The 26,505-nt window shown below is 73.8% G+C and carries 25 protein-coding genes; 17 read left to right on the forward strand and 8 right to left on the reverse strand.

Features of this window, described 5'->3' with window-relative positions; translation table 11 throughout:
* Positions 1-19 precede the first annotated feature (19 nt).
* From ACIRRH_RS18555 to ACIRRH_RS18565, 3 genes are read left to right on the forward strand one after another with little or no spacing between them, the layout of a single operon-like run.
* The gene (locus ACIRRH_RS18555; protein ID WP_403068096.1) at positions 20-664 is read left to right on the forward strand and encodes a class F sortase; all 645 of its coding nucleotides are present in this window, start codon (positions 20-22) and stop codon (positions 662-664) included.
* Positions 661-1,986, forward strand: coding sequence for an alpha/beta hydrolase (locus ACIRRH_RS18560; RefSeq protein WP_403068099.1), 1,326 nt, complete (start codon positions 661-663; stop codon positions 1,984-1,986). Before ACIRRH_RS18555 ends, ACIRRH_RS18560 begins: the two co-directional genes overlap by 4 nt.
* Entirely contained in the window at positions 1,983-4,556 is a 2,574-nt protein-coding gene (locus ACIRRH_RS18565) for a rhomboid family intramembrane serine protease (protein WP_403068102.1), read from the forward strand. Before ACIRRH_RS18560 ends, ACIRRH_RS18565 begins: the two co-directional genes overlap by 4 nt.
* A gap of 245 nt (positions 4,557-4,801) precedes the next feature.
* Here ACIRRH_RS18565 and ACIRRH_RS18570 read toward each other — a convergent pair whose 3' ends face one another.
* Positions 4,802-5,227 carry an SsgA family sporulation/cell division regulator gene (locus tag ACIRRH_RS18570; protein ID WP_403068105.1) on the reverse strand — a complete coding sequence of 142 codons (426 nt, stop codon included), beginning with the start codon at positions 5,225-5,227 and terminating at the stop codon, positions 4,802-4,804.
* Positions 5,228-5,538: 311 nt separating this feature from the next.
* On the opposite strand from ACIRRH_RS18570, the gene ACIRRH_RS18575 reads away from it, so the two are divergent.
* From ACIRRH_RS18575 to ACIRRH_RS18585, 3 genes are all read left to right on the forward strand, one after another.
* Complete coding sequence (locus ACIRRH_RS18575) at positions 5,539-7,371, forward strand: DEAD/DEAH box helicase (protein ID WP_224282881.1); 1,833 nt, start codon at positions 5,539-5,541, stop codon at positions 7,369-7,371.
* Positions 7,372-7,794: 423 nt separating this feature from the next.
* Entirely contained in the window at positions 7,795-8,445 is a 651-nt protein-coding gene (locus tag ACIRRH_RS18580) for an IclR family transcriptional regulator (protein ID WP_049654777.1), read from the forward strand.
* Positions 8,446-8,483: 38 nt separating this feature from the next.
* Positions 8,484-9,290, forward strand: a complete 807-nt coding sequence (locus ACIRRH_RS18585) for a S16 family serine protease (protein WP_403068109.1) — start codon at positions 8,484-8,486, stop codon at positions 9,288-9,290.
* 187 nt (positions 9,291-9,477) lie between these two features.
* Here ACIRRH_RS18585 and ACIRRH_RS18590 read toward each other — a convergent pair whose 3' ends face one another.
* Positions 9,478-10,035: an Lrp/AsnC family transcriptional regulator gene (locus tag ACIRRH_RS18590; protein WP_403068112.1), complete on the reverse strand. Its 558-nt coding sequence runs from the start codon at positions 10,033-10,035 to the stop codon at positions 9,478-9,480.
* A gap of 204 nt (positions 10,036-10,239) precedes the next feature.
* On the opposite strand from ACIRRH_RS18590, the gene ACIRRH_RS18595 reads away from it, so the two are divergent.
* Positions 10,240-10,782, forward strand: coding sequence for a VOC family protein (locus ACIRRH_RS18595; protein WP_403068115.1), 543 nt, complete (start codon positions 10,240-10,242; stop codon positions 10,780-10,782).
* 27 nt (positions 10,783-10,809) lie between these two features.
* Here ACIRRH_RS18595 and ACIRRH_RS18600 read toward each other — a convergent pair whose 3' ends face one another.
* Positions 10,810-11,352, reverse strand: coding sequence for a hypothetical protein (locus ACIRRH_RS18600; protein ID WP_403068118.1), 543 nt, complete (start codon positions 11,350-11,352; stop codon positions 10,810-10,812).
* A gap of 132 nt (positions 11,353-11,484) precedes the next feature.
* Between ACIRRH_RS18600 and ACIRRH_RS18605 the strand changes: the two genes are divergently transcribed.
* The 3 genes from ACIRRH_RS18605 (at position 11,485) to ACIRRH_RS18615 (ending at position 15,245) form a co-directional block, all read left to right on the forward strand.
* Positions 11,485-12,189 (forward strand): response regulator transcription factor, encoded by a 705-nt coding sequence (locus ACIRRH_RS18605; protein ID WP_403068121.1) that lies wholly within the window; start codon positions 11,485-11,487, stop codon positions 12,187-12,189.
* Positions 12,186-13,694, forward strand: a complete 1,509-nt coding sequence (locus ACIRRH_RS18610) for a sensor histidine kinase (protein WP_403068124.1) — start codon at positions 12,186-12,188, stop codon at positions 13,692-13,694. The genes ACIRRH_RS18605 and ACIRRH_RS18610 overlap by 4 nt, the downstream gene beginning before the upstream one ends.
* Before the next feature lie 150 nt (positions 13,695-13,844).
* Positions 13,845-15,245: a glycosyltransferase 87 family protein gene (locus tag ACIRRH_RS18615; RefSeq protein ID WP_403068127.1), complete on the forward strand. Its 1,401-nt coding sequence runs from the start codon at positions 13,845-13,847 to the stop codon at positions 15,243-15,245.
* 122 nt (positions 15,246-15,367) lie between these two features.
* Here the strand turns inward: ACIRRH_RS18615 and ACIRRH_RS18620 are convergent, their stop codons facing one another.
* Entirely contained in the window at positions 15,368-15,784 is a 417-nt protein-coding gene (locus tag ACIRRH_RS18620) for an SsgA family sporulation/cell division regulator (protein ID WP_363385665.1), read from the reverse strand.
* Positions 15,785-16,188: 404 nt separating this feature from the next.
* Here ACIRRH_RS18620 and ACIRRH_RS18625 point away from each other — a divergent pair, with 404 nt between their 5' ends.
* Together ACIRRH_RS18625 and ACIRRH_RS18630 are read left to right on the forward strand one after the other, a co-directional pair.
* Entirely contained in the window at positions 16,189-17,793 is a 1,605-nt protein-coding gene (locus ACIRRH_RS18625; protein ID WP_403068130.1) for an RDD family protein, read from the forward strand.
* Positions 17,794-17,865: 72 nt separating this feature from the next.
* On the forward strand, positions 17,866-18,588 hold the full coding sequence (locus ACIRRH_RS18630; RefSeq protein ID WP_403068133.1) for an RDD family protein: 723 nt from the start codon (positions 17,866-17,868) through the stop codon (positions 18,586-18,588).
* A 36-nt stretch (positions 18,589-18,624) separates the two neighbouring features.
* Here ACIRRH_RS18630 and ACIRRH_RS18635 read toward each other — a convergent pair whose 3' ends face one another.
* The gene (locus ACIRRH_RS18635) at positions 18,625-18,897 is read right to left on the reverse strand and encodes a hypothetical protein (RefSeq protein WP_403068136.1); all 273 of its coding nucleotides are present in this window, start codon (positions 18,895-18,897) and stop codon (positions 18,625-18,627) included.
* Positions 18,898-19,119: 222 nt separating this feature from the next.
* On the opposite strand from ACIRRH_RS18635, the gene ACIRRH_RS18640 reads away from it, so the two are divergent.
* From ACIRRH_RS18640 to mycP, 4 genes are all read left to right on the forward strand, one after another.
* Positions 19,120-19,833: an endonuclease V gene (locus tag ACIRRH_RS18640; protein WP_403068139.1), complete on the forward strand. Its 714-nt coding sequence runs from the start codon at positions 19,120-19,122 to the stop codon at positions 19,831-19,833.
* Positions 19,834-19,930: 97 nt separating this feature from the next.
* Complete coding sequence (locus ACIRRH_RS18645; protein ID WP_403068142.1) at positions 19,931-20,380, forward strand: hypothetical protein; 450 nt, start codon at positions 19,931-19,933, stop codon at positions 20,378-20,380.
* 38 nt (positions 20,381-20,418) lie between these two features.
* Positions 20,419-21,855 carry a hypothetical protein gene (locus tag ACIRRH_RS18650; protein WP_403068145.1) on the forward strand — a complete coding sequence of 479 codons (1,437 nt, stop codon included), beginning with the start codon at positions 20,419-20,421 and terminating at the stop codon, positions 21,853-21,855.
* Between the two features lie 207 nt (positions 21,856-22,062).
* The gene (gene mycP, locus ACIRRH_RS18655; protein ID WP_403068148.1) at positions 22,063-23,208 is read left to right on the forward strand and encodes a type VII secretion-associated serine protease mycosin; all 1,146 of its coding nucleotides are present in this window, start codon (positions 22,063-22,065) and stop codon (positions 23,206-23,208) included.
* On the opposite strand, the gene ACIRRH_RS18660 is transcribed toward mycP, so the two are convergent.
* Positions 23,202-23,801 (reverse strand): GNAT family N-acetyltransferase, encoded by a 600-nt coding sequence (locus ACIRRH_RS18660; protein WP_403068151.1) that lies wholly within the window; start codon positions 23,799-23,801, stop codon positions 23,202-23,204. The two genes, mycP and ACIRRH_RS18660, sit on opposite strands and share 7 nt — an antisense overlap.
* A gap of 231 nt (positions 23,802-24,032) precedes the next feature.
* On the opposite strand from ACIRRH_RS18660, the gene ACIRRH_RS18665 reads away from it, so the two are divergent.
* On the forward strand, positions 24,033-24,632 hold the full coding sequence (locus ACIRRH_RS18665; protein WP_403068154.1) for a DinB family protein: 600 nt from the start codon (positions 24,033-24,035) through the stop codon (positions 24,630-24,632).
* A gap of 75 nt (positions 24,633-24,707) precedes the next feature.
* Here ACIRRH_RS18665 and ACIRRH_RS18670 read toward each other — a convergent pair whose 3' ends face one another.
* Entirely contained in the window at positions 24,708-25,148 is a 441-nt protein-coding gene (locus ACIRRH_RS18670) for a hypothetical protein (protein ID WP_403068157.1), read from the reverse strand.
* Between the two features lie 626 nt (positions 25,149-25,774).
* Positions 25,775-26,374, reverse strand: coding sequence for a hypothetical protein (locus ACIRRH_RS18675; protein ID WP_403068160.1), 600 nt, complete (start codon positions 26,372-26,374; stop codon positions 25,775-25,777).
* Between the last annotated feature and the right edge of the window lie 131 nt (positions 26,375-26,505).

The following is a 26,505-nucleotide window of genomic DNA, read 5'->3' on the forward strand; positions in this document are numbered from 1 at the left end:
TCGGCAGAGGGGAGCGCCCGTGGGCGTCCAGCAGAGCAGGGGGCCCTGGCCGGGCACCCTGGCGGCCGGAGCCGCGCTGGTGCTCGGTGCCTGGCTGCTGCACGACGGAGGCTCGTCGGTGCCGCCGCCCACACCGGGGGCCGGCCAGACCCAGACCGGGATCGCGCCGGTCTCGGTCGTCCCGCCGCTGGGCCCGTCCGCGCCGACCCGGATCCGCATCCCGGCGGTGCGGCTGGACGCTCCGGTCACCGCGCTCGGACTGGACGCCGACGGCCACCTCCAGACCCCGCCCGAGGCGGACCGGAACCTCGCGGGCTGGTACCGCGGCGGGGCGGGCCCCGGACAGCGCGGCACCGCGATCCTGGTGGGACACGTCGACAACAAGGCCGGCCCCGCGGTCTTCTACCATCTGGGCGCGCTCCGGCGGGGAGACCGGATCGAGATCGCCCGGGTAGACGGCGCCACCGCCGTCTACCAGCTCTACGCCATCGAAGTGCACGACCGAAAGGACTTCCCGGACGACCGGGTCTACCGTCAGGCCACTGACGCGCAGCTGCGGGTGATCACCTGCGGCGGCTCGTACAGCGAGGAACACGGCTACGACGGCAACGTCGTCGCCTACGGTTTCCTGGCCGACACCACCCCGCCGGGCAAAGCCGCATGAGCACGTTGACCCTTGCCTCCCGCTGGAACCCGATCGACTGGCCGCTCACCGAGGGCCTGATCCCACACGCCGTGCTGGCAGTCGGCTGGGCGGCGCTGTTCGCGCTCGCCGTCGGCCGCGGCCGGAGCTGGTGGCGGGTGCGCCTGCCCGCCGCACTGCTCACCGCGGCGGTGCTCAGCTGGCTGCTGGACGCCGTGGTCGACGGCTGGTGGCACCCCTTCCCGGAGGGCACGCCCCGGTACGTCACCTGGTGGATAGCCGTCGCCCTGCTCGGGCTCTGCCTGGCCGGCTACCGGATGCGCCGGCTCGACTGGCGGCGGCGGGGGCTCGCGCTGGGCCTGAGCGGCCTGGTGGTGCTGATGGCCTCCTCCGAGGTCAACATCGGCTTCGGCCAGTTCCCGAGCGGGCGCGTGATGCTGGCGCCGTGGCTGACCAAGACCGACGGGCTGGACGCCACCAAGACGGGCCAGGTCGTGGCCGCCCCGCCGGGCAAGTCGCTGGAGGAGGTCTGGCAGCCCCCGGCGGACCTGCCCGAGAAGGGCACCGTCTCGGTGGTGCCGATCCCCGGCACCAAGTCGGGCTTCAAGGCCCGCGACGCGTACGTCTACCTCCCGCCCGCCTACCAGGCCACCCCGCGGCCGCTGCTGCCGGTGGTCGTGATGATCACCGGTCAGCCCGGCGTCCCGGGGGACTGGGTGCTCTCCGCCCAGATCAACGAGGCGCTGGACGCCTACGCGGCGGACCACGGCGGCCTCGCGCCGATCGTGGTGATGCCCGATCAGCTCGGCTCCACCTGGGCCAACACGCTCTGCCTGGACTCGAAGATCGCCAAGACCCAGACCTACCTGGCGGTGGACGTCCCCAACTGGGTCCACCAGAACCTCCAGGCTGCGACCAGCCGGAACTCCTGGGCGATCGGGGGTGCCTCGATGGGCGGCACCTGCGCGCTCCAGCTCGGCGTCAACGCGCCCGAGGTGTACGGCACCGTCCTCGACATGTCCGGGCAGGAGGAACCGACCCTGGGCAGCCGGGAACAGACGGTCAAGGCCGCGTTCGGTGGTGACGAGAAGAAGTTCGACGCAGTCGATCCGCTCCAGGTGATGGCCCACAAGAAGTTCCCGGACACCAACGTCGCGTTGGTCGTCGGCGAGACCGACGAGGAGTTCAGACCGCAGATGGAGAAGGTCTACCAGGCCGTGCAGGCGGCCGGAATGAAGTCCAAGTTCGAACTGATGCCGGGCGGCCACGGCTGGGTCGTCTTCCGCCCCGGCATCGCCCAGCAGCTCCCGTGGCTCGCCCAGCAGACCGGGCTGACCCGGTGACCGGGGCGGGGACCGCCCTGGTGGCCGTCGGCGAGCATCGCGGGCCGGGGCCGGACGCGGAGCGCGCGGCCGAGCGCGGCACCGACCCGGCCCCGGTCACCCGGACGCCGGAGCCGGGCCCGCAGCGGGTCCGGCGGGCGGCCCGGGCGCTCGGCTCCCGGCTGCGCTCGGCGCCGCTGACGCTGACCCTGCTGGCCGGGCTCTGGCTGCTCGGCGCGGCCACCGACAGCCTGGGCCACGGCCCGTCCGACCGGCTGCTGGAGAGGGCCGGGATCGGCCTGTCCACACTGGCCGAGGGCCACTGGTGGACGCCGGTCACCTCGATGTTCTGGTGCTCGGGCAGCGGCTCGTACGTGTTCACCAGCCTGCTGCTGCTCCTGGTCGGCCCGGCCGCCGAGCGCCGGCTCGGGTGGCCGCGCACCCTCGCGGTGCTGGTCGGCGGGCAGGTCGTCGGCACGCTGCTGGGCACCGCGCTGGTCGCGTTCGGCTCCTCGGCGGGGGAGCAGTGGACCGCCTCGGTGGCCGACCAGATCTCGGTCGGCCCCGGCGTCGGCGTGTTCGCGCTGGCCGGGGTGCTCGGGTACCGGCTCACCGTGCTCTGGCGCCGTCGGCTGCACCTGCTGGTGCTGCTCGGCCCGCTGGTGATGACGCTGTACGTGGGCCACCTGCAGAGCGTCCAGCGGTGCGCCGCCGCGCTGGCCGGGCTCGGCCTCGGCGCGCTGGTCAGCCGGGGCCGCCCGCACCTGCGTACGCACCGCTCCTCGCACTCCGAGACCCGGGTGCTGGTCGCGCTCTGCCTGGTCGCCGCCGCCTTCGGGCCCCTGCTCGCCTCGCTGTACGACAACGCCACCGGGCCGTTCAACACCTTCTCCGAGCTGTACTTCTCCCACCGGCTCAGCCCGGACGAGGTGGCCGACTTCTGCGCGCTGTCGGCGCACGACTGCGCCCGCGCGCACGCCGTCGTCCGGATCTTCGACACCCCCGGCCGGATGATGGCCGCGCTGTTCCCGGCGCTGCTGCTGGTGCTCGCCGAGGGGCTGCGCCGGGGACTGCGGTTCGCCTGGCTGGTCACCGTGGCCACCGAGCTGCTCTGGGCGGCGCTGCTGTGCTGGCTGTACCTGGACGCCGGGCCGGTCAGCCGGGACGTGGTGCAGTACTTCGTCGAGGCGCTGCTGCTGCCGCTGCTGACCATCGTCCTGCTGGTGGCCACCCGCAAGCGGTTCCTGCTGCGGCTGTCCGGCCGCTCGGTGCGCCGGCTGGCCCTGGTGCTCGGCGGCGCGGCGCTCGCCTCCGCGGCCGCCTACGTGGGGCTCGGGCGGCTGGTGGCCGGGCAGTTCGAGCCGGGGGCGACCGCCCGCCGGCTGGTGGCCGGGCTGCCGGCCCAGTTCCTGCCGCCCGCGTACAACGACCTGCTGCCGGACTACCCGATCGCGGTCGGGCCGGTGGCGCGCTTCCTGGAGACGTACTGCGGGCTGGTGTTCTGGGCGGTCGCGCTGGCCGTGCTGCTGTCGGTCTTCCGCCGTCCGGTGCTGCACACCGACGCGGCGGCGGCCGGCCGGGCGCGGGCGCTGCTGACCGAGCACGGCGGCGGGACGCTCTCGTTCATCGCCACCTGGGACGGCAACCACTACTGGTTCGACGAGCAGGGCCGGGCGGCCGTCGCCTACCGGGTGGTGGGCACCGTCGCGCTGACCACCGGCGACCCGTTCGGCGCGCCGGAGGACCGGGCCCGGGCCGTGGCCGGCTTCGCCCGGTACTGCGACGCGCGCGGCTGGACGCCGTGCTTCTACAGCGTCTGCGGCGAGACCAGGGCCGCCGCCGCGCAGCTCGGCTGGCGCTCGGTGCAGGTCGCCGAGGACACCGTGGTGCCGCTGCCCGAGCTGGCCTTCACCGGCCGCAAGTGGCAGGACATCCGCACCGCCCTCAACAAGGCCGGCAAGCAGGGCATCTCCGCGGAGTGGTGGTCGTACCACGAGGCGCCGCTCGCGCTGCGGGAGCAGATCCGGGCGATCTCCGAGGAGTGGGTCTCCGAGAAGGGCCTGCCGGAGATGGGCTTCACGCTCGGCGGGCTGGAGGAGCTGGACGACCCGGACGTGCGGGTGCTGGTCGCGGTGGACGAGCAGCGGACGGTGCACGGGCTGACCAGCTGGATGCCGGTGTACGAGGACGGCGTGCCGGTCGGCTGGACGCTGGACTTCATGCGCCGGCGCTCGGACGGGTTCCGCGGCGTCAGCGAGTTCCTGATCGCCTCGGCCGCGCTCGGTTTCAAGGAGGAGGGCGCGCGCTTCCTGTCGCTGTCGGGCGCGCCGCTGGCCCGCACCGGGCAGGACGAGGAGCCCACCGGGCTGCAGCGGATGCTGGACTGGATGGGCAAGGTGCTGGAGCCGGTGTACGGCTTCCGGTCGCTGCTGGCGTTCAAGGCGAAGTTCCAGCCGGAGTACCGGCCGATGTACATGGCGTACCCCGACCCGGCCGCGCTGCCCGGCATCACCAGGGCGATCGGCAAGGCGTACCTGCCGCACCTGACGGCGGCACAGGGCGTCCGGCTGATGCGCAAGCTCTCGGGCTGAACCGCCCGAGGCGGGCGGGCGACCGCACGGGCTTCCCGGGCCCCGGACCCGGGTTGCCGAGGAGTCACCGAGTGGGCGAACGGCCGCCCCGAGCCGAAGGGCGCGCCGACGCCGAAAGGGAGAAGCGAGGGAGCGACGGAGGAGCGAGGGAGCGCCGACCGTCGGCGTCGGATCAGGAGCGCCCGGAGGCAAGTGGGCGAATGGCCGCCCGGAAGCGCGGGGGCGCTCCCGGACGCCTGCGCCCGTCAGCCGAGCAGCTGGGCGAGCGCGCGGTCGGCGTCCAGGTGCAGGTGCTCCTCGCCCTCGGGGACGAGCAGCCGGCTGCGCCACAGGAAGCGGCGCAGGTCGGCGGTGTCGAACTGGAGCAGCGCGGTGCCCTCGGGGGCCCGCAGCTCGATCATGGTGCGCCGGCCGACCGCGGGCCGGACGTGGACGTCGCCGACGCCGGCCGGCAGCTCGATGCCGGCCGAGAGCAGCTGGCGCGCGAAGATCCAGACGATGTCCTCGCTGCCCCGGTGCTCGGCGGGGTCGTCCAGCGAGAACTCGGCGGGGAAGGCCATCCGGACGGCCAGCGGGTCCTCCGGCAGGTAGGACAGCACCACCCGCAGCCGGACGGAGCGGTGGGCGGAGAGGATCAGGCGGGCCTGGACGGTCTCTTCGGCGGTGCGCACGGGCGGGTCCCTTCGGTTCGGTGCGAGGCCGCGCTACGGCAGGTGGGGGTTGGTGCGGCCTCACCCTGGTGAGAGTCCCGGGGCCCGTGGTGATTACCCGGTTCCACGAGGTATTCGACGTGATCCGGGTCACATCGATTTCCGGCCGCGCGGGCCCGGCTCGGAGCCTCGCCTGGAGGCCCGAGCGGCGCCGGGCCGGTACGCTGGGCGGGTTGCCCGATCGCCGCCCGACCGCGGGGCGAGGCCGAAAAGCCGCCTCTGACCTGCGATGATCCCCCTCGGAGACCGTGAGTACTGCCGCCGCCTCCTCGATGCCGCTGTTCTCCGACGTATCGGAGCCGCAGGCGCCCGTCCGGTCCGTCGGCCATGCCGCGCCCGCCGGCTCGCACCACCTCTCCCCGGCCTTCCCCGGCCGCGCCCCCTGGGGCACCGCGGGCAAGCTGCGGGCCTGGCAGCAGGGTGCGCTGGACAAGTACATCGAGACGCAGCCGCGCGACTTCCTCGCGGTCGCCACCCCGGGCGCAGGCAAGACCACCTTCGCGCTCACCCTGGCCTCGTACCTGCTGCACAACCACCTGGTGCAGCAGGTGACCGTGGTCGCGCCGACCGAGCACCTGAAGAAGCAGTGGGCCGAGGCCGCCGCGCGGATAGGCATCAGGCTGGACCCGGCGTACTCCTCCGGGCCGCTGTCCCGGGACTACCACGGCATCGTGGTCACCTACGCGGGCGTCGGGGTCAACCCGATGCTGCACCGCAACCGGACCGAGGCCCGCAAGACCCTCGTGATCATGGACGAGATCCACCACGCCGGTGACTCCAAGTCCTGGGGCGAGGCCTGCTTCGAGGCCTTCGAGCCGGCCACCCGCCGGCTGGCGCTGACCGGGACGCCGTTCCGCTCGGACACCAACCCGATCCCGTTCGTGGCCTACGAGGCGGGCGGCGACGGCATCCGCAAGTCCGTCGCCGACTACACCTACGGCTACGGGCACGCGCTGGCCGACCACGTCGTCCGCCCGGTGATCTTCCTCAGCTACAGCGGCAACATGCGCTGGCGCACCAAGTCCGGCGACGAGCTGGAGGCCCGGCTCGGCGAGCCGATGACCAAGGACCTGATCGCCCAGGCCTGGCGCACCGCGCTGTCCCCGCAGGGCGAGTGGATCCCGGCCGTGCTCCAGGCCGCCGACCGGCGCCTCACCGAGGTCCGCAAGGCGATCCCGGACGCCGGGGGCCTGGTCATCGCCACCGACCAGAACGTGGCCCGCGCGTACGCCAAGATGCTGCGCGAGATCAGCGGCGAGAAGGTCACCCTGGTGCTCTCGGACGAGGCCGAGGCGTCCAAGCGGATCTCCGACTACGCGGAGGGGACCTCGCGCTGGATGGTCGCGGTCCGCATGGTGTCCGAGGGCGTCGACGTGCCCCGGCTCTGTGTCGGGGTGTACGCGACCTCGATCTCCACCCCGCTGTTCTTCGCCCAGGCCGTCGGCCGCTTCGTGCGCGCCCGCAAGCGCGGCGAGACCGCCTCGGTGTTCCTGCCGACCATCCCGCTGCTGCTGGGCTTCGCCAACGAGATGGAGCTCCAGCGCGACCACGTGCTGGACCGGCCGAAGAAGGAGGGCGAGGGCCTCTTCGACGAGGAGGACCGGCTGCTCGCCGAGGCCGAGCGGGCCAACGACGGGCCGGACGGCGCGGGCGGCGAGGAGTTCTCCTACGAGGCGCTGGGCTCCGACGCGGTCTTCGACCGGGTGCTGTACAACGCCATGGAGTTCGGCATGCAGGCCCACCCGGGGAGCGAGGAGGAGGAGGACTACCTCGGCATCCCGGGCCTGCTGGAGCCGGACCAGGTGCAGATGCTGCTCCAGAAGCGCCAGCACCGGCAGATCCAGCGCAGCAAGACCAAGCCCGCCGAGGAGGCCGACCTGCTGGAGCTGCCGGCCGAGCAGCGGCCGGTGGTCACCCACCAGGAGCTGCGGGAGCTGCGCAAGGAGCTGAACGCGCTGGTGGCCGCCTGGCACCACCGCACCAGCCAGCCGCACGGCACCATCCACAACGAGCTGCGCCGCCAGTGCGGCGGGCCGCTCACCGCGCAGGCCACCGCGAACCAGCTCAAGGCGCGGATCGCGAAGATCCGGGAGTGGGCCAAGTAGCGGAGCCGGAAGCGGGCGAAGGGGCGCCCGGCGGAGGCGGGCGGCGGCGAAGGGACGCTTCGGCGGACGGCGCGCCCCCGGCCGGGTCCGGACGCCCCGTCCGCTCCGGCGCGTCCGGACATCGGACCGGGGGCGCGCCCGCACCCCGACACACCCGGTGGATCGCGGGGGTTTGTCCGGAATCCGAGGCGGCGTTGAAGCCGATCACGCCCGAATTTTGGACAACCACTTCCGTCGCGTCATTTCCTTCACTAGCTTTCCCCCACGCTCTTCCGCCGGGCAACCCCCGCGGGACGGCGCCGCAGGGCCGTGCGCGTCAAGGGCGACGCCGTGCGGTCCGAGCGCGGCCACCCCCACCTGCGCGCGACACCGGCCTTGGAACGGCGCCGCCCGCCGCGAGCGCCGCGGAAAGGATTGCCCGTCGTGACTGCCGAGACCTCCCAGACCCTGGACCGCGGCGTCCGGGTCCTCAAGCTCCTCGCCGACTCCGAGCGGGGGCTCACCGTGACCGAGCTGGCCGCCCGGCTGGCCGTCAACCGGACCGTGGTCTACCGGCTGCTGGCCACCCTGGAGCAGCACGGCCTGGTCCGCCGGGACATCGGCGGACGCGCGCGGGTGGGCCTCGGCGTGCTGCGGCTGGCGCACCGGGTGCACCCGCTGCTGCGCGAGGCCGCGCTGCCGGCCCTGCGCAGCCTCGCCGAGGACCTCGGCGCCACCGCCCACCTGACCCTGGTGGACGGCAACGAGGCGCTGGCCGTCGCCGTGGTCGAGCCCAGCTGGACCGACTTCCACGTCGCCTACCGGACCGGCCTGCGCCACCCGCTCACCGAGAGCGCGGCCGGCCGGGCGATCCTGGAGGCGCGCACCTTCCCCAGCCAGCGCCGGCCCGAGCAGGGCTTCGTCATCACCCGCGCGGAGGAGCAGTCCGGGGCGAGCGGAGCGGCCGCCGCGCTGGTCGGACTGAGCGGCATCGAGGGCAGTGTCGGCGTGGTGATGCTGAACGGCATGGTGCCCGAGCGGGTCGGCCCCCGGGTGGTGGAGGCGGCGACCGAGGTGGCCGACGCCCTGAGGTAGCACCCGCGCACGGTGTCGGGTGTGTTTGGATTCCCCTTGTGTCCGACACCAAGCTCCCCAAGGCCCTCACCTCCCCGCGGACCCGCGCGCTCACGCTGTGCGGAGCGCTGGTCGCCGCGCTGTTCGGCGTGGCCGCCTTCGTCCCGCTGCCGTACACCATCACCTGGCCGGGCCTGACCGCGGACACCCTGGGCACGTTCGAGGACAGGCCGGTGATCACCATTGCCGGGGCGCCGCTGCGCACCACCGAGGGCGAGCTGCGGATGGTCACCATCACGGCGACCAACGCGGGGCAGAAGAACTCCTTCTGGCGCTCGATGCAGGCGTGGTTCGACCCGAAGGAGGCGGTGCGCCCGACCGAGACGGTCTACCCGGAGGGCAACCCGGTGAAGGCCGACGAGGCGACCGCCCTGCAGATGGCCGAGTCGCAGGACGCCGCCACCGCGGCCGCGCTGAACTACCTCCACCTGTCGCCGGACCAGGTGAAGGTCAAGATCGACCTGGGCGCGGTCGGCGGTCCGAGCGCCGGCCAGATGCTGGCGCTGGGCATCGTCGACAAGCTGGCCGGCGACGGCAAGGGCGGTGACCTCACCGGTGGGCGCACCGTTGCCGGCACCGGCACCATCGACCCGGACGGCACCGTCGGCCCGGTCGGCGGCGTCCCCCTGAAGACGCAGGCGGCCGCCCGGGACGGTGCGACGGTGTTCCTGCTGCCCAAGGACGAGTGCACGGACGCCAAGGTGAACACCCCGAAGTCGCTGCAGCTTGTGCCGGTCGGCACCCTGAGCGAGGCGGTCTCCGCCCTCCAGGCGCTCAACAGCGGCGGCAGCGTCCCCTCCTGCTGACCGGGCGTCCCCCGCACGAGGCCGGCCCGGCCGGCGGGGTCAGAACCCGAAGGCCACCGCGGCGAAGTCGTCACCCATCCGGGTGCGCAGCTGGGCGGCGATCCCGGCCAGCCGGTGGGCCTGGGCCATCGGCAGGGAGACCGAGACGCCTCATGCCAAATCGGCGCGTCGGGCCGCCCGGATCCTCCTACTCGGCGGCGGCCTGGTCCACCAGCGGCAGGATCCGGTACGGCACCGGGTTCTCCAGCACGATCGCGGTGGACGAGCGGACGATCCCGTCGAAGCCCAGCACCCGGTCGATCACCCGCTGCAGATCGGCGTTGGACCGGGCCACGATCCGCACCAGCATGTCCCCGATCCCGGTGATGGTGTGCAGCTCCAGCACCTCCGGCACGCTCGCCAGGTGCGCACGCACGTCCGCGCCCTGGCCCTGGGAGATCTCCAGGGTGGCGAAGGCCGTCACCGGGTAGCCGATCGCCGCCGGGTCCACCTCCGGGCCGAAGCCGCCGATCACCCCCTTGGCCTGGAGCCGGTCCAGCCGGGCCTGCACGGTGCCCCGGGCGACCTGCAGCCGGCGCGAGCACTCCAGCACCCCGATCCGGGGCTCCTCGGCGAGCAGCCGGATCAGCCGGCCGTCCAGGGCGTCGATGGCGTCGTTGGTGCTGCCCGCCGGGGAGGTGGAAGCGCCTTGCGGGGTGGCGGAGTCGGACGAGCCGGGGGAGCTCGGAACGTGGGCGGGGGGCATCGCGGCACCGTCCTGTGGTGGGCATTCTGTACAGCGGCGCGGCCGATTCTTCCGCTCCGGGGCACAGCTTGACCAGGAGGAAACGGAACAGTTGCGCGCAGGTCGGCCCGGCGCCACCCTCCAGCCACACCCCCGTGCGCAGGGCCCCGTCCCGGGTGCCCGGGGGCGGCCACGATGGTCCGTACGCCTACCGGGAGGGCAGTCATGACCGACACCGCCGCCGAAGTCACCCTGTTCGGGGCAGGCCTCGTACCGGACCCGGCGGAGGCGGGGCCGCTGCCGATGGGCCGCGCCGACGCGGTGGTCTTCGCGGTCGCCGACGCCGAGCGGGCGGCCCGCCGCTACTGCGCCGCGCTCGGGCTGCGCTGCACCGCGTACGCCGGGCCGGAGACCGGTGAGCCGGAGACGCTCTCGTACGTGCTCGCCGCGCCGGGGACGCGGATCGTGCTCACCTCCCCGGTGCGGACCACCGGCCCGAGCGGCCGGGAACTGGCCGCGTACCTGGACCGGCACGGGGACGGGGTGCTGGACCTCGCGGTGAGCGTGCCGGACGCCTACTACGCCTACGACTACGCGGTGGACCGGGGCGCGCTGTCGCTGGCCGAGCCGCACGAGGTGCGGGACGACTACGGCGCGGTGGTGCTGGCCACCATCGGGGTGCCGGGCGGGACCAGGCACACGCTGGTGGACCGGGCGGGGTACGTGGGGCCGTACCTGCCGGGATACGTCCCGTGCGACGGCTTCTGACGGATCGACTGGCGGCGGGACGGCCCGCTACCGGATCGCCGTCTCCACGATCGGCGGGTGGCCGTTCCAGGAGGCGAAGACCGAGTTGGCCTCGTCGCCCCGGGTGAAGTCGACCCGCAGCCACTGGCCGTTGGTCCACACCTGCATCTGCCAGCCCGGGTCCGGGGTGGCGGAGACCAGGGTGGCCTGGTCCGGCTTCAGGTCCAGCGCGACCTTGCCGCCCGGGATCGGGTAACTCTTCACCGTGGACGTCGTGGTGGCGGTGGGGGCGGGCCGGTGGGTGGGCGGCGCGGCGGTGGTGACGGGAGCCGGGCCGTGCGGGGCGGTGGTGGCGGTGGTCGGGGCGGCCGGCGGGGAGGGGATCGTGGACTGTACGGCGGAGCGCGGCTGGTCGGGGGTGGCGGGCGCGGAGTGAGGCGTGCCGCCGGCCTTCGGGGACGGCAGCGGCAGCGCCGTGGGCTGCTCGAACGCGGCGCCGGTCAGCACCGCGTGCACGCCGAGCCAGGACAGCGCCACCGCCGCCCCGGTGGCCGCCGCCCAGGCGCCGAGCTGTACCAGTCCGTTCCGCATCGTCCGCACATCCTGCCGTATTTCCAAACGGATGGAGACCGGCACCCCCGGTATTCAGCAGGGCAGTTGCACAATGTCCGGACCCACCCGAGGTACAGACCACTGACCGGCGATGGCGTACCGTGCAGGCCCATGGCAACAGTGCTCGTGGTCGAGGACGACCCCTTCGTGCGTTCCGCCCTCATCCGCCACCTGACCGACACCGGTCACGCGGTCCGCAGTGTGGGCACGGCTCTGGAGGCGCTGCGGGAGGTCGCCCAGGTCGGCTGCGACCTGGTGATCCTCGACCTGGGCCTGCCCGACCTGGACGGCAGCGAGGCGCTCAAGATGATCCGGGGCCTGACCGACGTGCCGGTGATCATCTCCACCGCCCGGGACGACGAGGCCGAGATCATCCGGCTGCTCAACGACGGCGCTGACGACTACCTGGTGAAACCTTTCTCCGGGGAGCACCTCAGCGCCCGGATGACCGCCGTGCTGCGCCGGTTCGGCAGCGGCGCGGCGCCCGTCGCCCAGGTGCTGCGGGTCGGCGGACTCGCGATCGACCTCCAGCGGCGGGAGGCCGCGCTGGACGGGCGGCCGCTCGACCTGACCCGCCGTGAGTTCGACCTGCTGGCCTTCCTGGCCGCCCGGCCCGGCGTGGTGGTACCCCGCAAGGAGATCCTCGCCGAGGTCTGGCAGCAGACCTACGGCGGCGACCAGACCATCGACGTCCACCTCTCCTGGCTGCGCCGCAAGCTCGGCGAGACCGCCTCCAACCCCCGCTACCTGCACACCGTCCGGGGCGTCGGGGTCCGGCTGGAAGCCGCCGGAGGCCTGGCGGAGCACCGGACATGAGGCGGTTCGGGCGCTCGCTGCGCTGGGCCCTGATCAAGGCCGCCGTGGCCGGGACCACCATGGTCGCGCTGGCCTTCCTGATCCCGCTCGGGATGATGGTCCAGCAGACCGCGCGGGACCGGGCGTTCACCGCCGCCGAGCGGCAGACCGCGGCGCTCGGGCCGGCCCTGGCGATCACCACCGACGAGGACGCGGTCAACCGAGCCCTGGCCAGTACGGACGCCGGCGGGCAGGGGCGGATGGCGGTGCACCTTCCGGCGGCCGGGCAGCCCGCCGGAGCGGGTGCTGCCGGGGCGGGCGGCGGCGACGCGGCCCACGGCGGCGGGAGCGGCCCCGGGACGGCCACGGCCGCCGGGACCGGCGAGCCCGGGGGGCCGACGCTGGGAGAGGGGCGCGCCACCGCGGCCGACGTGGCCACGGCCGGCGGGCAGGGCCGTTCCTTCACCGTGAAGGTGGCCGGCGGGTACGCCCTGCTCCAGCCGGTCGCGGTGGACACCGGGCGGACCGCGGTGGTCGAGGTGTTCGTGGCCGAGAGCGACCTCACCCGGGGCGTCGCCACGGCCTGGCAGGTGCTCTCCGCCGTGGCGCTCGGCCTGGTCGCCATCTCGGTGCTGGTCGCCGACCGGATGGGCAGCCGCATCGTCGCCTCCGCGCGGAAGCTCGCCGCCGCCGCCCGCTCGCTCGGCGCAGGGAACCTCTCGGTGCGGGTCCCGGTGGAGGGCAAGCAGGCCGAGGGCAGCCCCGAGGAGCTGCGCGAGGCCGGCCACGCGTTCAACGCCATGGCCGACCGGGTGGTCCAACTCCTCGCCGCCGAAAGGGAACTGGCCGCCGACCTGTCGCACCGGCTGCGCACCCCGCTGACCGTGCTACGGCTCAACGCCGCCTCGCTCGGCGAGGGTGACGCGGCCGACGCCACGCGGCACGCGGTCGCCCAGCTGGAGCGCGAGGTCGACCAGATCATCCGCTCGGCCCGCCGCGCCCCCGAGGACGCGCCCGCCGTCGCCGTCGGCTGCGACGCGGCCGAGGTGATCCGGGAGCGGGTCGCCTTCTGGTCGGCGCTGGCCGAGGACGAGGGGCGCCGCTGGCAGCTGGCCGGCGCCGAGCGGCCGGCGCCGGTGCCCGTCCAGCGCGGGGACCTGGCGGCCGCCGTCGACGCGCTGCTCGGCAACGTCTTCCGGCACACCGCGGTCGGCGCCGCCTTCTCGGTGGACGTGCTGGCCACCGACTGCTCGGTGATCGTGCTGGTCGGGGACGCCGGACCGGGGTACAGCGACCCGGCCGCCGCCCTCAAGCGCGGCGAGGGGCACGGCGGGGAGGGTTCCACCGGTCTCGGCCTGGACATCGTCCGCAAGCTCGCCGAGTCCACCGGCGGCGACGTCGCGCTCGGCCGCTCCGCGGTGCTCGGCGGCGCCGAGACCCGGCTGCGGCTGCGCACCCGGCCGCAGGAGGCGGAGCCCGCGCGGGGCGGCCGGCGGCGGACCATGGGCGCGCTGTTCCAGAAGTGACGGTGGACCGGGGGTGGTGGACGACACGGCCACCTGACGGAAGGGCCGGTCAGGGCCGCTCTGTCACTCTGGGTAGTTGGTCGTGTCCGGTCCCGCCCGGGCGGCATCCGGTATCGTCGCTGGTTGGCCCAGCCGTGGACGGAGTGGACAGTGACAGCGGTGCAAGACGAGCGCAGCCCGGTGCGGACCGCACCCGACCCCTCGCCCGCCCCCCTGTCGGACCGGCTGCGCCGGGCCCTCGGCGCCCCCGTCCGGGCGCTGCGCGAGGCCCCCCGCCGCCCGCTGCTGGCCGCCTCCGCTGTGGCGCTGCTGTCCCTGCTGGTGTACGCGGTGGTCCGCCACTTCGTCCACACCTCGATGGTGGACATGATCGTCTACCGGGCCGAGGGCGCCGCCGTGGCCAACGGCACCGACCTGTACGCGCTGCGCGTCACCGAGTGGAACCTGCCCGCGACCTACCCGCCGTTCGCGGCGATGCTGTTCGTCCCGACCACCTGGTTCCCGGTCCCCTTCCTCCGGGTGGCGATCACTCTCGGCAACATCGGGCTGCTCGCCCTGCTGGCCCACCTGTCCTTCAAGCTGGTCGGCTGGCCGCGCCGCGAGCTGCGGCCGATCGGCGTCATCCTGGTGACCGGCCTCGGGGTCTGGCTCGAACCGGTCTTCACCACGCTCCGCTACGGCCAGATCAACCTCGCGCTGGCCTGCCTGATCCTGTGGGACCTCACCCGTCCGGACAGCCGGCGGAGCAAGGGCGTGGCGATCGGCATCGCCGCCGGCATCAAGCTCACCCCCGGTCTGTTCGCGGTCTACCTGCTGATCACCGGCCGGATCCGGGCCGCCTTCGTGGCGGGCCTCACCTTCCTCGGCACCTTCCTGCTCGGCGCCCTGGTCCTGCCCGACGCCACCTGGGGCTTCTGGACCAAGTACCTCTACGACTCCTCCCGGGTCGGCAAGACCTGGATCGTCGACAACCAGTCGATGCGCGGCGCCTTCGCCCGACTGCTGCACACCACCGACCCCGGCACCGTCGCCACCCTCGGGGCAGGCCTGATCGCGCTGGCCGGCCTCGCCGTCTCCGCCTGGGCCGTGCGCAGCGGCCGCTGGCTGCCCCGGGCCGAGGCCTGGGGCGTCTGCTGCGCGGCCGTCACCGCCGTACTGATCTCCCCGATCAGCTGGACCCACCACTGGGTCTGGTGCGTGCCGATGCTCGTCCTGCTCGCTGCCGAGGCCTCGGTCGAGCGCGCCCGCCCGGCCGGTGTGCGCCGGCTGCGTTGGCGGGCCGTCTTCTGGGCCACGCTGGTCGCCTTCCTCTCCTTCGCGATGTGGGCCGCGAAGCCGGTCGGCCTGGCCGTCCTCGACATGTCACCGTGGCGCCAGCTGCCGACCTCGGTCTATCCGTGGGTCGGACTCTGCTTCCTGCTCGCGGCCGCCGTCCGGATAAGGGCCCGATGGCGTTCGGCCGGCGCGCCGCTGGTCCGGCTGCCCGGACAGCGGGACGCGGGCGGTCCGGACGCCACCCGCGGTCGTCAGCAGGCCCCCGCGGCCCGCTGAGCCGGCGGGGGCGCCGCTCCGGCCTCCCTGCTCCCGCTGCCGAGCCCGCTGATCGTCCCCGTGTTCCCGCGGGCGGTCGTGCCCCTGCTGCTGTACGTGCCGGTACACGCTGCGGCGCACGCCTACGCGAGCAGCTCGGCGAGCGAGCCGTCCATGTCCAGCGCGGCCAGCTCGCTGCCCGGCGGGACCAGCCGGTGCGCCCGCTCCAGCCAGGCCGCGACGGCCGGCAGCGGGGCCTCCAGCAGCGCGTCCCCGGCGGGCGAGCTCAGCGCCAGGCAGAGCACGCTGCGCCGGCCCGAACGGGTCGGCCAGATCCGCACGTCGCCCTGGCCGCACGGGCGGAAGGTGCCCTCGACCAGCAGCTCGCGGGCGAACACCCAGGTCACGGGGGACCCGGTGTCCAGGTGGAAGGTGATGTACACCGCGTACGGGTCGTGGCTGCCGTAGGACAGCCGGGCCGGGACGGGGACGCTTTGCTCCGGCGAGAGCACCAGGTTGAGCTCCAGCTCGTGCTCGACGACGCTGACGGGACGCTCCATGATCGTTTTCCTCTCTGCCTTCGGGCGGTGCCCGGTTCCGGGCCCTGTGACTTTTGAGAGGGCGGTCCGCACCGGCTCTTACACACGTTTCCGGGATTTCTTCGGGAAGTTTGGTGAGGGGTCGTGAACGGAGGGCGGCGCGGCGCGGCGGCAATCGTCGCGCGCTGCGTTCCTTACCTCGGGCGACCCTTCGCTGTCCGGGGAATCGCGAACTTTCCGCCGCGGCTCCGGTGGGGTACTACCCTTTGTGACTACCCGGCGACTGTCCGCCCATCGGTGGCGCCCCCGCGCGCGCCGAGTGCCGGGCGCGCGCCTGGTCGTGCGCGCGGGCGGACGCGTCTGCGGTGGTCGGGCCCGGTCGGCCCGCGCCGTCCTCGTCAGGACCTGCCAGGAAAGAAGACCCCATGACGGACCGCCCCTTCGCCGCCGCCGGCGACCCGGCCGTCGCACCCGGGCCCGGCTACTACCCCGACCCCTCCGTTCCCGGCTTCGTCCGGTACTGGGGCGGCTCGGCCTGGGTGCCCGGCACCAGCCGGCCCGCGCCCGCCGAGGGCGAGCTGCTGGCGCCGCCCCGGTACGCGACCCGGCGGTCCGCCCCGTCCGGGGCGGCACGGGTGGTGCCGCCGCCGGTGGTGCCGGAGGCGGCGCTGCTGGGGGAGATGCTGCCGGAGGTGATGGCGCCGGGGGCGGCGGCGTCCGGGGTGGCGGCCGCGGAGGCGATGGCCCTGGGGTCGGTGGCCCTGGAATCGGTGGCCTCGGGGCCGATGGCGGACGTGCAGGTCGGGCTGCCGGCGGGTGGGGGTGACACCGGGCCGGTGTACTTCGACCAGACCTCGGGCGGGGCGTCCTTCGTGCTCGGGCCGCGGGTGGCGGAGGTGATCGGCGGGCCGGTGTTCCGGACGGTCGACGGACCGGGGGCTCCGTCGGGGATGCCGTCGGGCTTCGCCGGCACCGGGCTGCCCGGGGCGGCGGACGGTCCGGTGGTGGTCGGCGCGGTGCCCGAGGCGGGTCCGGTTCCGGCTTCGGGTCCGGCGCCGGTCGCCGGGGAGTCCGGGTGGCAGGCCGATCCGCGGGCGCAGCGGGGCCTGATGGAGACGGGCGACGCGCCGCGGTGGGTCTCCTGGGGGGTGCTTCCGGAGGCGCCCGAAGCGGAGGACGGGCTTGCGGAGCCCGAGTGTGCTGCGGTTGCCGTGGAACTGACCGCGGCCGGTGCTCCCGCCGTGGGGGTGGCGGTGCGGGAGGCGCCGGTGCCGGCCGTCCTGGCCTCCGGCCCGGTGCCGGTGGTCGGCGAGGAGGCGGTCCCGGCCCCGGCGTCCGTCCCGGCCCCGGGCCCGGCCGCTGTCGCGGCCGCCCCGAAGCCCACGGCCGCGGCCGCGGTGACCGCCTCCGGCCCCGCCGTGCCGCTGCCGGCCGTACGCACGGTCCGGGAGACCGCCGTCCAGCCCCGCCCGTCCGCCGCCGGCCCCGTCCCCGCGCCCTCCCGGGCGGCCCGGACCACCCGGGTCGCCCGGGTCGCCGGGCCGGCCGGCCTCGGCCGTCGGCTGGCGGCGCGGACGGTGGACACCGCCGTGCTGCTGGTGGTCGCGGTCGCCGCCGGGATTCCGCTCGGCCGCTCGGTCTTTGACCACCTCCACCGGAAGCTCGACCAGGCCCGGATGGCCAGCGCCCTCACCCGGCGCCAGGTCCAGGTCTGGCTGGTGGACGACGTGGTGCTGGGCAAGGTCGCCGTGCTGATCGGCATCCTGCTGTTCGTCAGCCTGCTCTACGAGGTGCTGCCGGTCGCCCGCACCGGCCAGACCTTCGGCAAGCGGCTGGCCCGGATCCGCGTGGTGGACGCCGCCGCCCCGGCCACCCGGACCCGGCTGAGCCTCGGCCGCTCACTGCTCCGGTGGGCCGTGCGGCAGCTGGGCGCGGTGCTGCTGCTCGGCCTGGTCTGGCCGGTGTTCGACCGTACGGCGCGGCGGGGCTGGCAGGACCGCGCGGCCCGTACCCGGGTGGTGCGCGGCTGAGGCCCGCAGGGTCGGCGCAAAACGGACAAAATGTCCCGAACATCGAGAATGTGTGATGTTCTACTCGGGGGCATGAGCACCCACGACCCCTCAGGCCCCCAGCCGGAGGGGGGCGGCAAGCCCTCCTTCGACAAGCAGCCCCCGCAGCCGGGCGGCGGCACGCCGGAAGGCGAGCCGTCGGGCCCGACCCCGTCCAGCGACCAGTCCGGCGGCCCCGGCGCCTACCAGGGCACCTACGGCGGGAGCGGCGGCCCGACCCCCGGCCAGGACCCCTACCGGAACCCGTACGGCCGACCTCCGTACGACCAGCCGCCGCCCGGCTACGGCCCCGGCGCGTACGGCACCCCCGGCGCAGGCCCCGTCCCCGGCATGCCGCCGATCGGCACCTGGCCCAGGCGGATCGTCGCCCGGCTGATCGACTACGCCCTGGTGCAGGCCGTCGCCGTGATCATCGTGGGGCCCTTCGTCGACCTCGGCGCGCGCAACGGTTCCACCGAGGCGTTCTGGCTCGGCTGCACCATCTACTTCGTCTACGAGGCCCTGATGCTCAGCCGGGACGGCCAGACCCTCGGCAAGAAGGCGATGAAGATCCGCGTCGCCATGCTCGTCGACGGGAACAAGCCCACCCAGTCCGCCGCCTGGACCCGCGCCGCGGTCTTCATCGTCCCGGCCGTGCTCTGCTGCGCCGCGCTCTGGTGGATCATCGACGGACTCTTCGGCGTCTTCGACACGCCCTACCGTCAGTGCCTGCACGACAAGGCCGCGAAGACCGTGGTGGTCACCACGGAGGTCTGAGCGGCGACGCGGGACGCGCCTGCGCCCGGCGGCGGATCAGCGCTGCCGGGCGTACGCGTGCCCGGCAGCGGCCGGAGCGGGGCCGGCCGCCCCGGCCGGGTCCGCGGGGCCCGCCTCCACGGCGCCGGCCCCGGCCGCGGCGGCGGACATCGAGAGCACCGTCACCACGGTGCCGAGCGCCAGCGCGAACCCCACCAGCACCGAGACCGCCAGGACGCCCGAGGCGCCCGAGACGGCCAGCAGTGCCACCGTGGTGGCGACGACGGTGAACGAGCCGAGGCAGGCCTGGGCGACGGAGGGGCGCGGCATGGCAGGGGTCCTTCGCACGTCGGGGGAAACGGGCGGGAGTGGTGACGGTTCCGGCAGTCCTACCCCGCGGGGGAAGCGGGTACGTCCAGGCTAGACGCCGAGCGCGGGGGCACAGGGGGCGCACGGTCTCATCCCGGGGTCGTCCGGCCCGGTCGGTACGGTGAACCGGAAGCTGTCGACACCACGCACCACCGCACACCACCACACCCGGGGGAACCGACCATGCCCATCCCCGCCGACTGGCCCACCACCGAGGCCGAGGCGCTCGCCGAACAGGAGCGGCTGCGCCCGCTCGTCCAGGCCCACGACGACGAGGGGCGCGACGACGAGGGGCCCGGCCGGTTGATCGCGGGCGTGGACGTCGCCTACGACGACGACCGCGACCTCGTCGCCGCCGCGGCCGTCCTGCTCGACCGGGACACCCTGGACGTGGTGGAACAGGCCACCGCCGTCGGCCGGATCGCCTTCCCGTACGTCCCCGGGCTGCTCGCCTTCCGCGAACTCCCCGCCGTCCTCGACGCGTTGGCCGCACTCACCCGCACCCCCGACACCGTCGTCTGCGACGGCTACGGCCTCGCCCACCCCCGCCGCCTCGGCCTCGCCAGCCACCTCGGCGTCCTCACCGGGCTGCGCACCCTCGGCGTCGCCAAGACCCCCTTCACCTTCGACCACCACGAACCCGGCGCGGCACGCGGCTCCTGGACCCCGCTCACCGACCCCGCCACCGGCGAGGAGGTCGGCCGCGCCGTACGCACCAGGGCCGGCGTGAAGCCCGTCTTCGTCTCCGTCGGACACCGGACCGGCCTCGACACCGCCGTCCGCACCACCCTCGACCTCGCCCGTCACTACCGGCTCCCCGAAACCACCAGGCGCGCGGACTCCCTCTGCCGGCGCGCCCTCGCAGACGCCCAGCGGACCGGGACGACCGCGAACTGACCATGCCCCGGGCGGGATTCGGCCCCGGTGTGTTAGACATGAGACACCGGGGCCCGGCCCCGACCGCCAGGGACGGACGCACGGGGGAGGCGCCGAAATGGGATCAGGGACCACCGGTACCGGTTCTACCGGCGGAGCCGGACAGGGCTACCGCATCGAGGTCGAACAGCTCCGCACCTTCGCAGGCCAAGTACGGCTGCTGCTCGCCGACTTCCAGAAGCACGCCGACGGCACCGACGCGTACGGCCGCAGCGGCATCGGCAAGAGCGCCTTCGGGACCTTCGCCGAGGCCACCGAGATCCACGGCCGCTACGGCACCATGCGGGACGCGCTGCGCGACGTCCTCAACCAGCTCCAGGAAGCCGTGAACGAGGCCCAGCAGAAGGCCGACCTCACCGCCACCAACTACGAGGAGCAGGACCAGCACACCGCCGCCAAACTCAAGCTCGGCGAGGACGGCTGGTCCGTCGCCCACCCCTCCGCGAGCAGCCAGGCCGCGGCCCAGCAGAACCGCACCCCCTCCACCCGCGGCAACGCCACCGTCTGACCGCCGCCCGCCCGGACCCGAACGGAGGCCGACCGCCCGTGGTCTACACCGACTTCACCAAGTACAGCCACGCCCAGCTCCGGAAGATGGCGCAGGCCCTCGACCCCGGCGCGGTGATGGCCGCCGGCGACCCCTGGCGCAGGGCCGCCGACACCCTCAAGCAGATCCGCCAGACCCTCACCAAGGCCAGCACCGAAGCCGCCACGTCCTGGGAAGGCACCACCAGCGACGCCTTCCATGCCCGCATGCTCGCCCTGGCCACCAGCATCAACACCGCCGCCGCCTATGCCAACGACGCGGCCAACATCCTCCACAACACCTCCGAGGCCATGGCCAAGGCCAAGCGCGACATGCCCGAGGAACCCGGCAACTGGGACAAGGTCAAGGACACCGTCGGCGACGCCCTCTTCGGCGACGACGACGAACACATCCCCATCGTCGACCGCAAGAAGGCCGAAGCGGCCGCCATCATGCAAACCCTCGCCATGCACTACCGCATCGCCACCCCGGCCCTGAAGTCCCCGCCGCCGTACGACCCGAAGAAGCCGCCGGTGAAGCCCGGGGAACGGGACGACTTCTCCGACCAGGCGGCCGGTGATCAAAGTGCGTTCGCTGCAGTGGGCGGTGTGATGACCGGCATGGGCGCAGGCAACTTGCAGTCGGTCGGAGGGGCCTTCAGCAGGCCCGCGGATGCCCCGACAGCGCCCCGGACCCGTAGCGTGAGCAACGGCGGTGTCGCTCCTAAGTCGTCGACAGCCTCAGGAAGCACACCGATTCCGCCGGAACCCGGGATCAAGGGTGGAACGGCCAAGGCGTCAGTGAAGCCCGAGGCGGCCAACTACGGCGCGGGAACCGCCGTCGACGGCGTGAACACCGTTTCGAAGCCCACGGCGGCTGGGCCGTCGCCGGTCGGTGTCACGGGCACGCCGGCCCCCACCGCGTCTGGGCCACAGACCGGTGCCGGCCCCACGTGGCTCGGGCCTGGTAAGGGAGAACCGGTGCCCGGCCTGTTCGCCGGCGGACGAGAGAAGCAGACACTCGTCGAGCGGGGGACGACCGGCCGGAGTGACCAGCGGGGAGCGCCGGGCGATGTTCGTGGCGGCTCTGTGCGGGGCGCTGAGGGTATTCACGGAGGCAGCCCTGGCCCGGTCGGTCCCGGAGCCGGCCGAACGGGCGGCACCGTAGTCGGCGACGGCGGGCGAGCGGTACCAGGGGGCAAGGCGTCTGCGGGTGAAGCGGCTCCTGGCAACAAGCGCACCTTCACCGAGGGCGGTTCCGGCTTGGGGCAGCGCAACCGGCCTCGGACGGAGTCGACCGCCGCCTCTGGGGCATCCTCGGGTTCCGCAGTCCCGTTGGGCGGGGCTCACGGGCGTGCCAAGGACAAGGAGAAGACTCGAAAGCGGCCGGACTTCCTGGTGGAGGACGAGGAGACCTGGGCGTCAGGGGAGTCCGCCAATCCGAACGTGGTGAAATGACGACCCTGGCTCTTCAGGAGACCAGGTGATTCGATCGGGGCCCTCGTGGTTTGTGGACCACGGGGGCTACCGCCGTGCTGAGTGGGGTGACCGGCCTTGGGAGAATGGCGGCTTGGGCGTGGGGCGGCTGCGCTGACAGCAGGCGGCCTGGTCGCTGCGATCGGGGTGGGGCCGGCCTGTGCGGACGGCACCCGTGACGCCCAATGGGTGCTGGCCAGCTATCGAGCCGACAGTGCGCTGTGGCCGGTGTCGCAGGGCGATGGTGTCACCGTCGCCGTCATCGACAGCGGCGTGATGAAAGACCATCAGGATCTGGTCGGTCAGATCCTGCCCGGCGCCGACTTCAGTGGTGAGGGCAGCGACGGCACGGTCGACAAGGACGGCCATGGCACCGGGATGGCTAGCCTCATCGCAGGCCATGGACATGGTGACAATGCGGGAATCATGGGCCTGGCGCCCAAGGCCAAGGTCCTTCCAGTGAGGGTGAGCTGGAGCTCCACGGACGCCGTGGCGCAGAGCGGTTTGGCAAAAGGCATCCGGTTCGCAGTGGACCGCGGCGCCAAGGTGATCAACATGTCGCTTGGCGGTTACTCGGGGACCGATCAGGAGACCAGGGCGGCGGTCAAGTACGCCGTCGACCACGACGTGGTCCTCGTCGCGTCCAACGGGAACAGCGGCCAACAGGCTGCGCCGGTTGAATACCCGGCGGCGTTTCCTGGTGTGGTGGCGGTTGGTGCGGTGGACCGGCAGGGACGCTTGTGGGAGAAGTCGACGTACGGACCGGAGACCACGCTGACAGCTCCCGGAGCGGAGGTCTACCGGGCGAGTGCGAAGTCCTCGGCAGGGTACGGAGTGGCCAACGGCACCTCGGATTCCACTGCCTACGTGTCCGCCACTGCGGCGTTGATCAGGGCCAAGTACCCGAACCTGTCGGCTGGGCAGGTGGTCAATCGGATGATCAAGACGGCCGCTCCTCCGGCTGACGGGTCTGCGGTGCCGAATGACCGGTACGGGTACGGGGTTCTGGCGCCGGCGAAGGCGTTGGAGGCGAATCCTGCCGTGGACAACGGGCCTCGGGAGAATCCGTTGGTGGGGCGGAAGGAGTCGCAGGGGGCGCCGCCGGTGGACGACCCGACGGATGGGGTGTCGGAGGAGGCTGTCGCCCCCGGGGCGGATGGTGGGGGGAGCAGCGGGAACGGGATGGGGGTTGTCGCGGGGGCGGCGGCCGGTGGTTTGGCAGTGGTGATCGGCGTCGTCGTGGCGCTCGTGGTGCGGGCGCGGCGGCGGGCGGCGGCCGGGGCGTACGGGCAGGGGCCGTACCAGCAGCCGCCGCGCGGGGGGCCGTATCAGTGAGTGGCGAGCCATTCGTCGCGTAGGGCGGCCATCTGGAGGACGTCCCAGTAGCGGCCGTCCCAGTGGTGGGCCTGGCGGGCGCGGCCTTCGGGGGTGAAGCCGGACTTGCGGTAGGAGTGGGCGGCGCGTTCGTTGTACTCGAAGACTTCGAGGTGGACGCGGTTGAGGCGGATGGTCTCGAAGGCGTGGCGCAGGACCAGGAGGGTGGTCTCGGTGCCGATGCCGCGGCCGGTGCAGTCCGGGGCGAGGGCGATCCGGAAGCTGGCGGAGGAGTTGTCCGGGTCGACGTCGGTGAGGGCGGTCTCGCCGAGGAAGCGGCCGGTGGCGGGGTCTTCGACGGCGAGATCGAGGCGGTCGGGCTGTTCGGGGCGGGTGGTGCACCACTGGTGGATCCGGTCGCGGGTGAAGACGGTGCGGGTGCCGGTGAGCCGGTTGGTCGCCTCGTCGGCGCAGAGTTCCCACATCGGGTCGGTGTGCCGCTCGTCGAGGGGGACGAGCCGGATGGTGGGGCCGTGCAGGGTGGGCTTCACGGCGAGGGCGGCGAGGGCGGCGAGATCGGTGCGATCGGTGCGATCGGCGGCGTCGGCGGTCATGGTAGTCAGGGTGGACGGTCGGTTTCCGGTTCGTCCATGCATTTTCGGCCTGGCGGTTGGCAGGTGGCGGACGGTGCGCGGGCGCGTGCACCGGGCTGGTGTGCGCGCGGAGATGGGGGCGCGTGATGGGGGACTGCGCCGGGTGAGTGCGCCGGGGGTGGCAGCATTTCGGCGACCGCTGGCGTCATTGCCGCTGGTTGGGGCCCCCGGGCGACGGAGATGCTGGGGTCCATGAGCACTCCTGAGAGCACGCCGGTCGAGAACGCGCCGATCGCCGCCACCACCGCCACCGCCGACGACGGGATCGTCCCGGACACCAAGGACTGGACCTGGGTGCTGGAACGCCCCTGCCCCGACTGCGGGTTGGACACCCCGAAGGTGGTCCGGGAGGACGTCGCCGGGATGGTCCGGGCCAATGCGGAGGGCTGGTTGACGGTGCTGGCGGGGGACGCGGACGGGCTGCGCGGGCGGCCGGCCCCGGGGGTGTGGTCGGACCTGGAGTACGCGTGCCACGTCCGGGACGTCTTCCGGCTGTTCCGCGTCCGGCTGAACCTGATGCTGGACCAGGACGGCCCGCTGTTCCCCAACTGGGACCAGGACGAGACGGCCGTCGCCGAGCGCTACGGCGAGCAGGACCCGCGGGTGGTGGCCGGGGAGCTGGCGGAGGCCGCCGAGAGGCTCGCCGCGGCCTTCGAGCGGGTGGCCGGCGCGCAGTGGGGGCGGACCGGGAACCGCAGTGACGGGGCGCGGTTCACGGTCGAGTCGTTCTCCCGGTACCTGATCCACGACCCGGTGCACCATCTGTTCGACGTGACGGGCGAGCGGGTCTGAGGTCCTTCCGAGGACGGCCCTTCCGAGAAAGGCCGTTCCGGGGACGGCCGTCCCCGGAACGGCCGGGCTGCGGGGTCACCAGCCGGAGGCCTCCCGCAGCATGGTGCGGCGCAGCCGTCCGGCGACGCTGGCGGCGTCGGTGCCGATGACGTCGGCGATCTCGGGGGCGGCGAGGCCGACGACGTAGTGCAGGATCGCCAGGTCGTCGTCGGCCGGGTGGCGGTCCGGGTCGGCGGTCACCCGGCGGGTGTGTTCGGCGACGGTGCCGCGCAGGATCTCCCAGGCGTGCGCGGTCGGGTTGGAGCTGCCCATCAACTCCCGCCAGTTCACCGCGATTTCCGCGAAGGCCTGCTGGACGGCGATGGCCGCGGCGCTGTGCTCGGTCAGCCACACGCGCGCGTAGCTGAGGTACCGGGGGCGGTGGAGTTCGCAGAACGCGGTGAACTCCAGTGGTACGTCCGCCGGCTCGCCGGGCCCCGGGGGCGGCTCGGCTGAACTCTCGTGACGATTGGTCATCTCGGCTTCTCGGAAAGGGAGATGGGTTTCTGGCGGTCGATCATCTGTGCTCACTCTACGGTAGGCCCTAGGTGCGCTGGGTGACCAATCCGATGGAATGCCCGGAACCCGCCGCCGCCCGGCCGGTTCCGGTGGCGACCGGTGTGGGGCCCGGCGGCGGGACGGCCGGGCGGGGGGCCGGCGAGGGCCGGTGGGACAGTGCTGCGCAGTGGCGGGGGAGTCGTAGGTGCGAGCGCGTCGCAGCTGGTCAGCCGGTGTGGACGGCTGTGACTGCAAGGCAGTTGATGTGTCACCGTAGGCCCTGGGGAGGCTGGCGTCCACGCTCAGGGCGCGAACCTGTGCCCGCACAACCACCCGCACAACCGCACTCACGATCACCGCGAAGATCACCACGGACGGGGTCATGGTCGTCACCATGGTGACGGCCGCGTCGCGCGGGTGGACGGCGCGTGGGGACGGGCGCGCTGCGGACGCGCCGGACGGGCGCTTGCCGCGCCCCGGGGCGGCGGAGCGGGCGCCGATCCGGGCGGTCCCGCGACTGCCGGCGGCCACCGTGCACATCGACCGCGCCCCGGCGGCCTGGACCGGACCGGCCGGGGCGGGAGGACGGGCGGAGCGGCCGCCCGTCAGGAGGTCGTCCGGGCCTCCGTGGGGGAGATCCGGTCGGCGGCGGTGTCCCGCTCGACCTGGGTGGGGAACGCCTCGACGGCCCGTCGCCGGGCCGCCTGCGCCGCTGCGGCAGCCGCGGCCGCAGCCGCCGCAGCTGCTCCGGCGGCGGCCTCCTCGCGCTCGCACCGGTGCGCCGCACCCGTGGTGTGTGCCCCGGGGGCGTGCCCGCCGCTCGTGAGCGCCCCGGAGGCGTGCCCGCCGGTGGTCGGTCCTGCCGCTCGTCGTCGGCGGCCGTGCGTGGCCCGGGCGGCGTGTTCCTCGGCGGCCTGTCTGGCGGCCAGGTAGGCCTGCACGGCCGCCATGCCGTAGACGGGCTGGATGAGTTGGTGCCCCTTGAAGAAGGGTCTGGCCGGGGCGAACCCGGCGGCGACCACGAGGTCGCGGATCTCTGCTATCTCGGCCTCACTGCGGGCGGTGAAGCGGACCTCCCAGCCCTTCTTGTACGTATGGCCCTTCTCGCCGCCGCGGCGGGCGGGGTCCGGGCGGCGGACGTATCCGGGCAGGCGGCCGAGGCGGAGCTGGGCCGCGCGGAGGCCGGCGGTCTCGTCACGTGACATGACGTAAGCCTAGGCAATTCCCGGGGTGCGATTGACGCCTTGGGGGTCCCTCGCCGTATGCCCTTGGTCACTCTGGGTCAGGCGGCCAGGTTGGCGATCGTTCTCGATCACATATGACAACCTGATGAGCG

Source organism: Kitasatospora sp. NPDC101235 (assembly GCF_044767505.1).
GTDB lineage: Bacteria > Actinomycetota > Actinomycetes > Streptomycetales > Streptomycetaceae > Kitasatospora.

Bases quoted from the DNA above. Each gene is read 5' to 3' on its own strand.
- ACIRRH_RS18610 (WP_403068124.1), top strand. From the start codon at position 12,186: ATGAGGCGGTTCGGGCGCTCGCTGCGCTGGGCCCTGATCAAGGCCGCC.
- ACIRRH_RS18660 (WP_403068151.1), bottom strand. From the start codon at position 23,801: ATGACCGCCGACGCCGCCGATCGCACCGATCGCACCGATCTCGCCGCC.
- ACIRRH_RS18675 (WP_403068160.1), bottom strand. From the start codon at position 26,374: ATGTCACGTGACGAGACCGCCGGCCTCCGCGCGGCCCAGCTCCGCCTC.
- ACIRRH_RS18575 (WP_224282881.1), top strand. From the start codon at position 5,539: ATGCCGCTGTTCTCCGACGTATCGGAGCCGCAGGCGCCCGTCCGGTCC.
- ACIRRH_RS18600 (WP_403068118.1), bottom strand. From the start codon at position 11,352: ATGCGGAACGGACTGGTACAGCTCGGCGCCTGGGCGGCGGCCACCGGG.
- ACIRRH_RS18665 (WP_403068154.1), top strand. From the start codon at position 24,033: ATGAGCACTCCTGAGAGCACGCCGGTCGAGAACGCGCCGATCGCCGCC.
- ACIRRH_RS18620 (WP_363385665.1), bottom strand. From the start codon at position 15,784: ATGGAGCGTCCCGTCAGCGTCGTCGAGCACGAGCTGGAGCTCAACCTG.
- ACIRRH_RS18670 (WP_403068157.1), bottom strand. From the start codon at position 25,148: ATGACCAATCGTCACGAGAGTTCAGCCGAGCCGCCCCCGGGGCCCGGC.
- ACIRRH_RS18630 (WP_403068133.1), top strand. From the start codon at position 17,866: ATGAGCACCCACGACCCCTCAGGCCCCCAGCCGGAGGGGGGCGGCAAG.
- ACIRRH_RS18625 (WP_403068130.1), top strand. From the start codon at position 16,189: ATGACGGACCGCCCCTTCGCCGCCGCCGGCGACCCGGCCGTCGCACCC.
- ACIRRH_RS18635 (WP_403068136.1), bottom strand. From the start codon at position 18,897: ATGCCGCGCCCCTCCGTCGCCCAGGCCTGCCTCGGCTCGTTCACCGTC.
- ACIRRH_RS18590 (WP_403068112.1), bottom strand. From the start codon at position 10,035: ATGCCCCCCGCCCACGTTCCGAGCTCCCCCGGCTCGTCCGACTCCGCC.
- ACIRRH_RS18645 (WP_403068142.1), top strand. From the start codon at position 19,931: ATGGGATCAGGGACCACCGGTACCGGTTCTACCGGCGGAGCCGGACAG.
- ACIRRH_RS18640 (WP_403068139.1), top strand. From the start codon at position 19,120: ATGCCCATCCCCGCCGACTGGCCCACCACCGAGGCCGAGGCGCTCGCC.
- ACIRRH_RS18560 (WP_403068099.1), top strand. From the start codon at position 661: ATGAGCACGTTGACCCTTGCCTCCCGCTGGAACCCGATCGACTGGCCG.
- ACIRRH_RS18605 (WP_403068121.1), top strand. From the start codon at position 11,485: ATGGCAACAGTGCTCGTGGTCGAGGACGACCCCTTCGTGCGTTCCGCC.
- ACIRRH_RS18595 (WP_403068115.1), top strand. From the start codon at position 10,240: ATGACCGACACCGCCGCCGAAGTCACCCTGTTCGGGGCAGGCCTCGTA.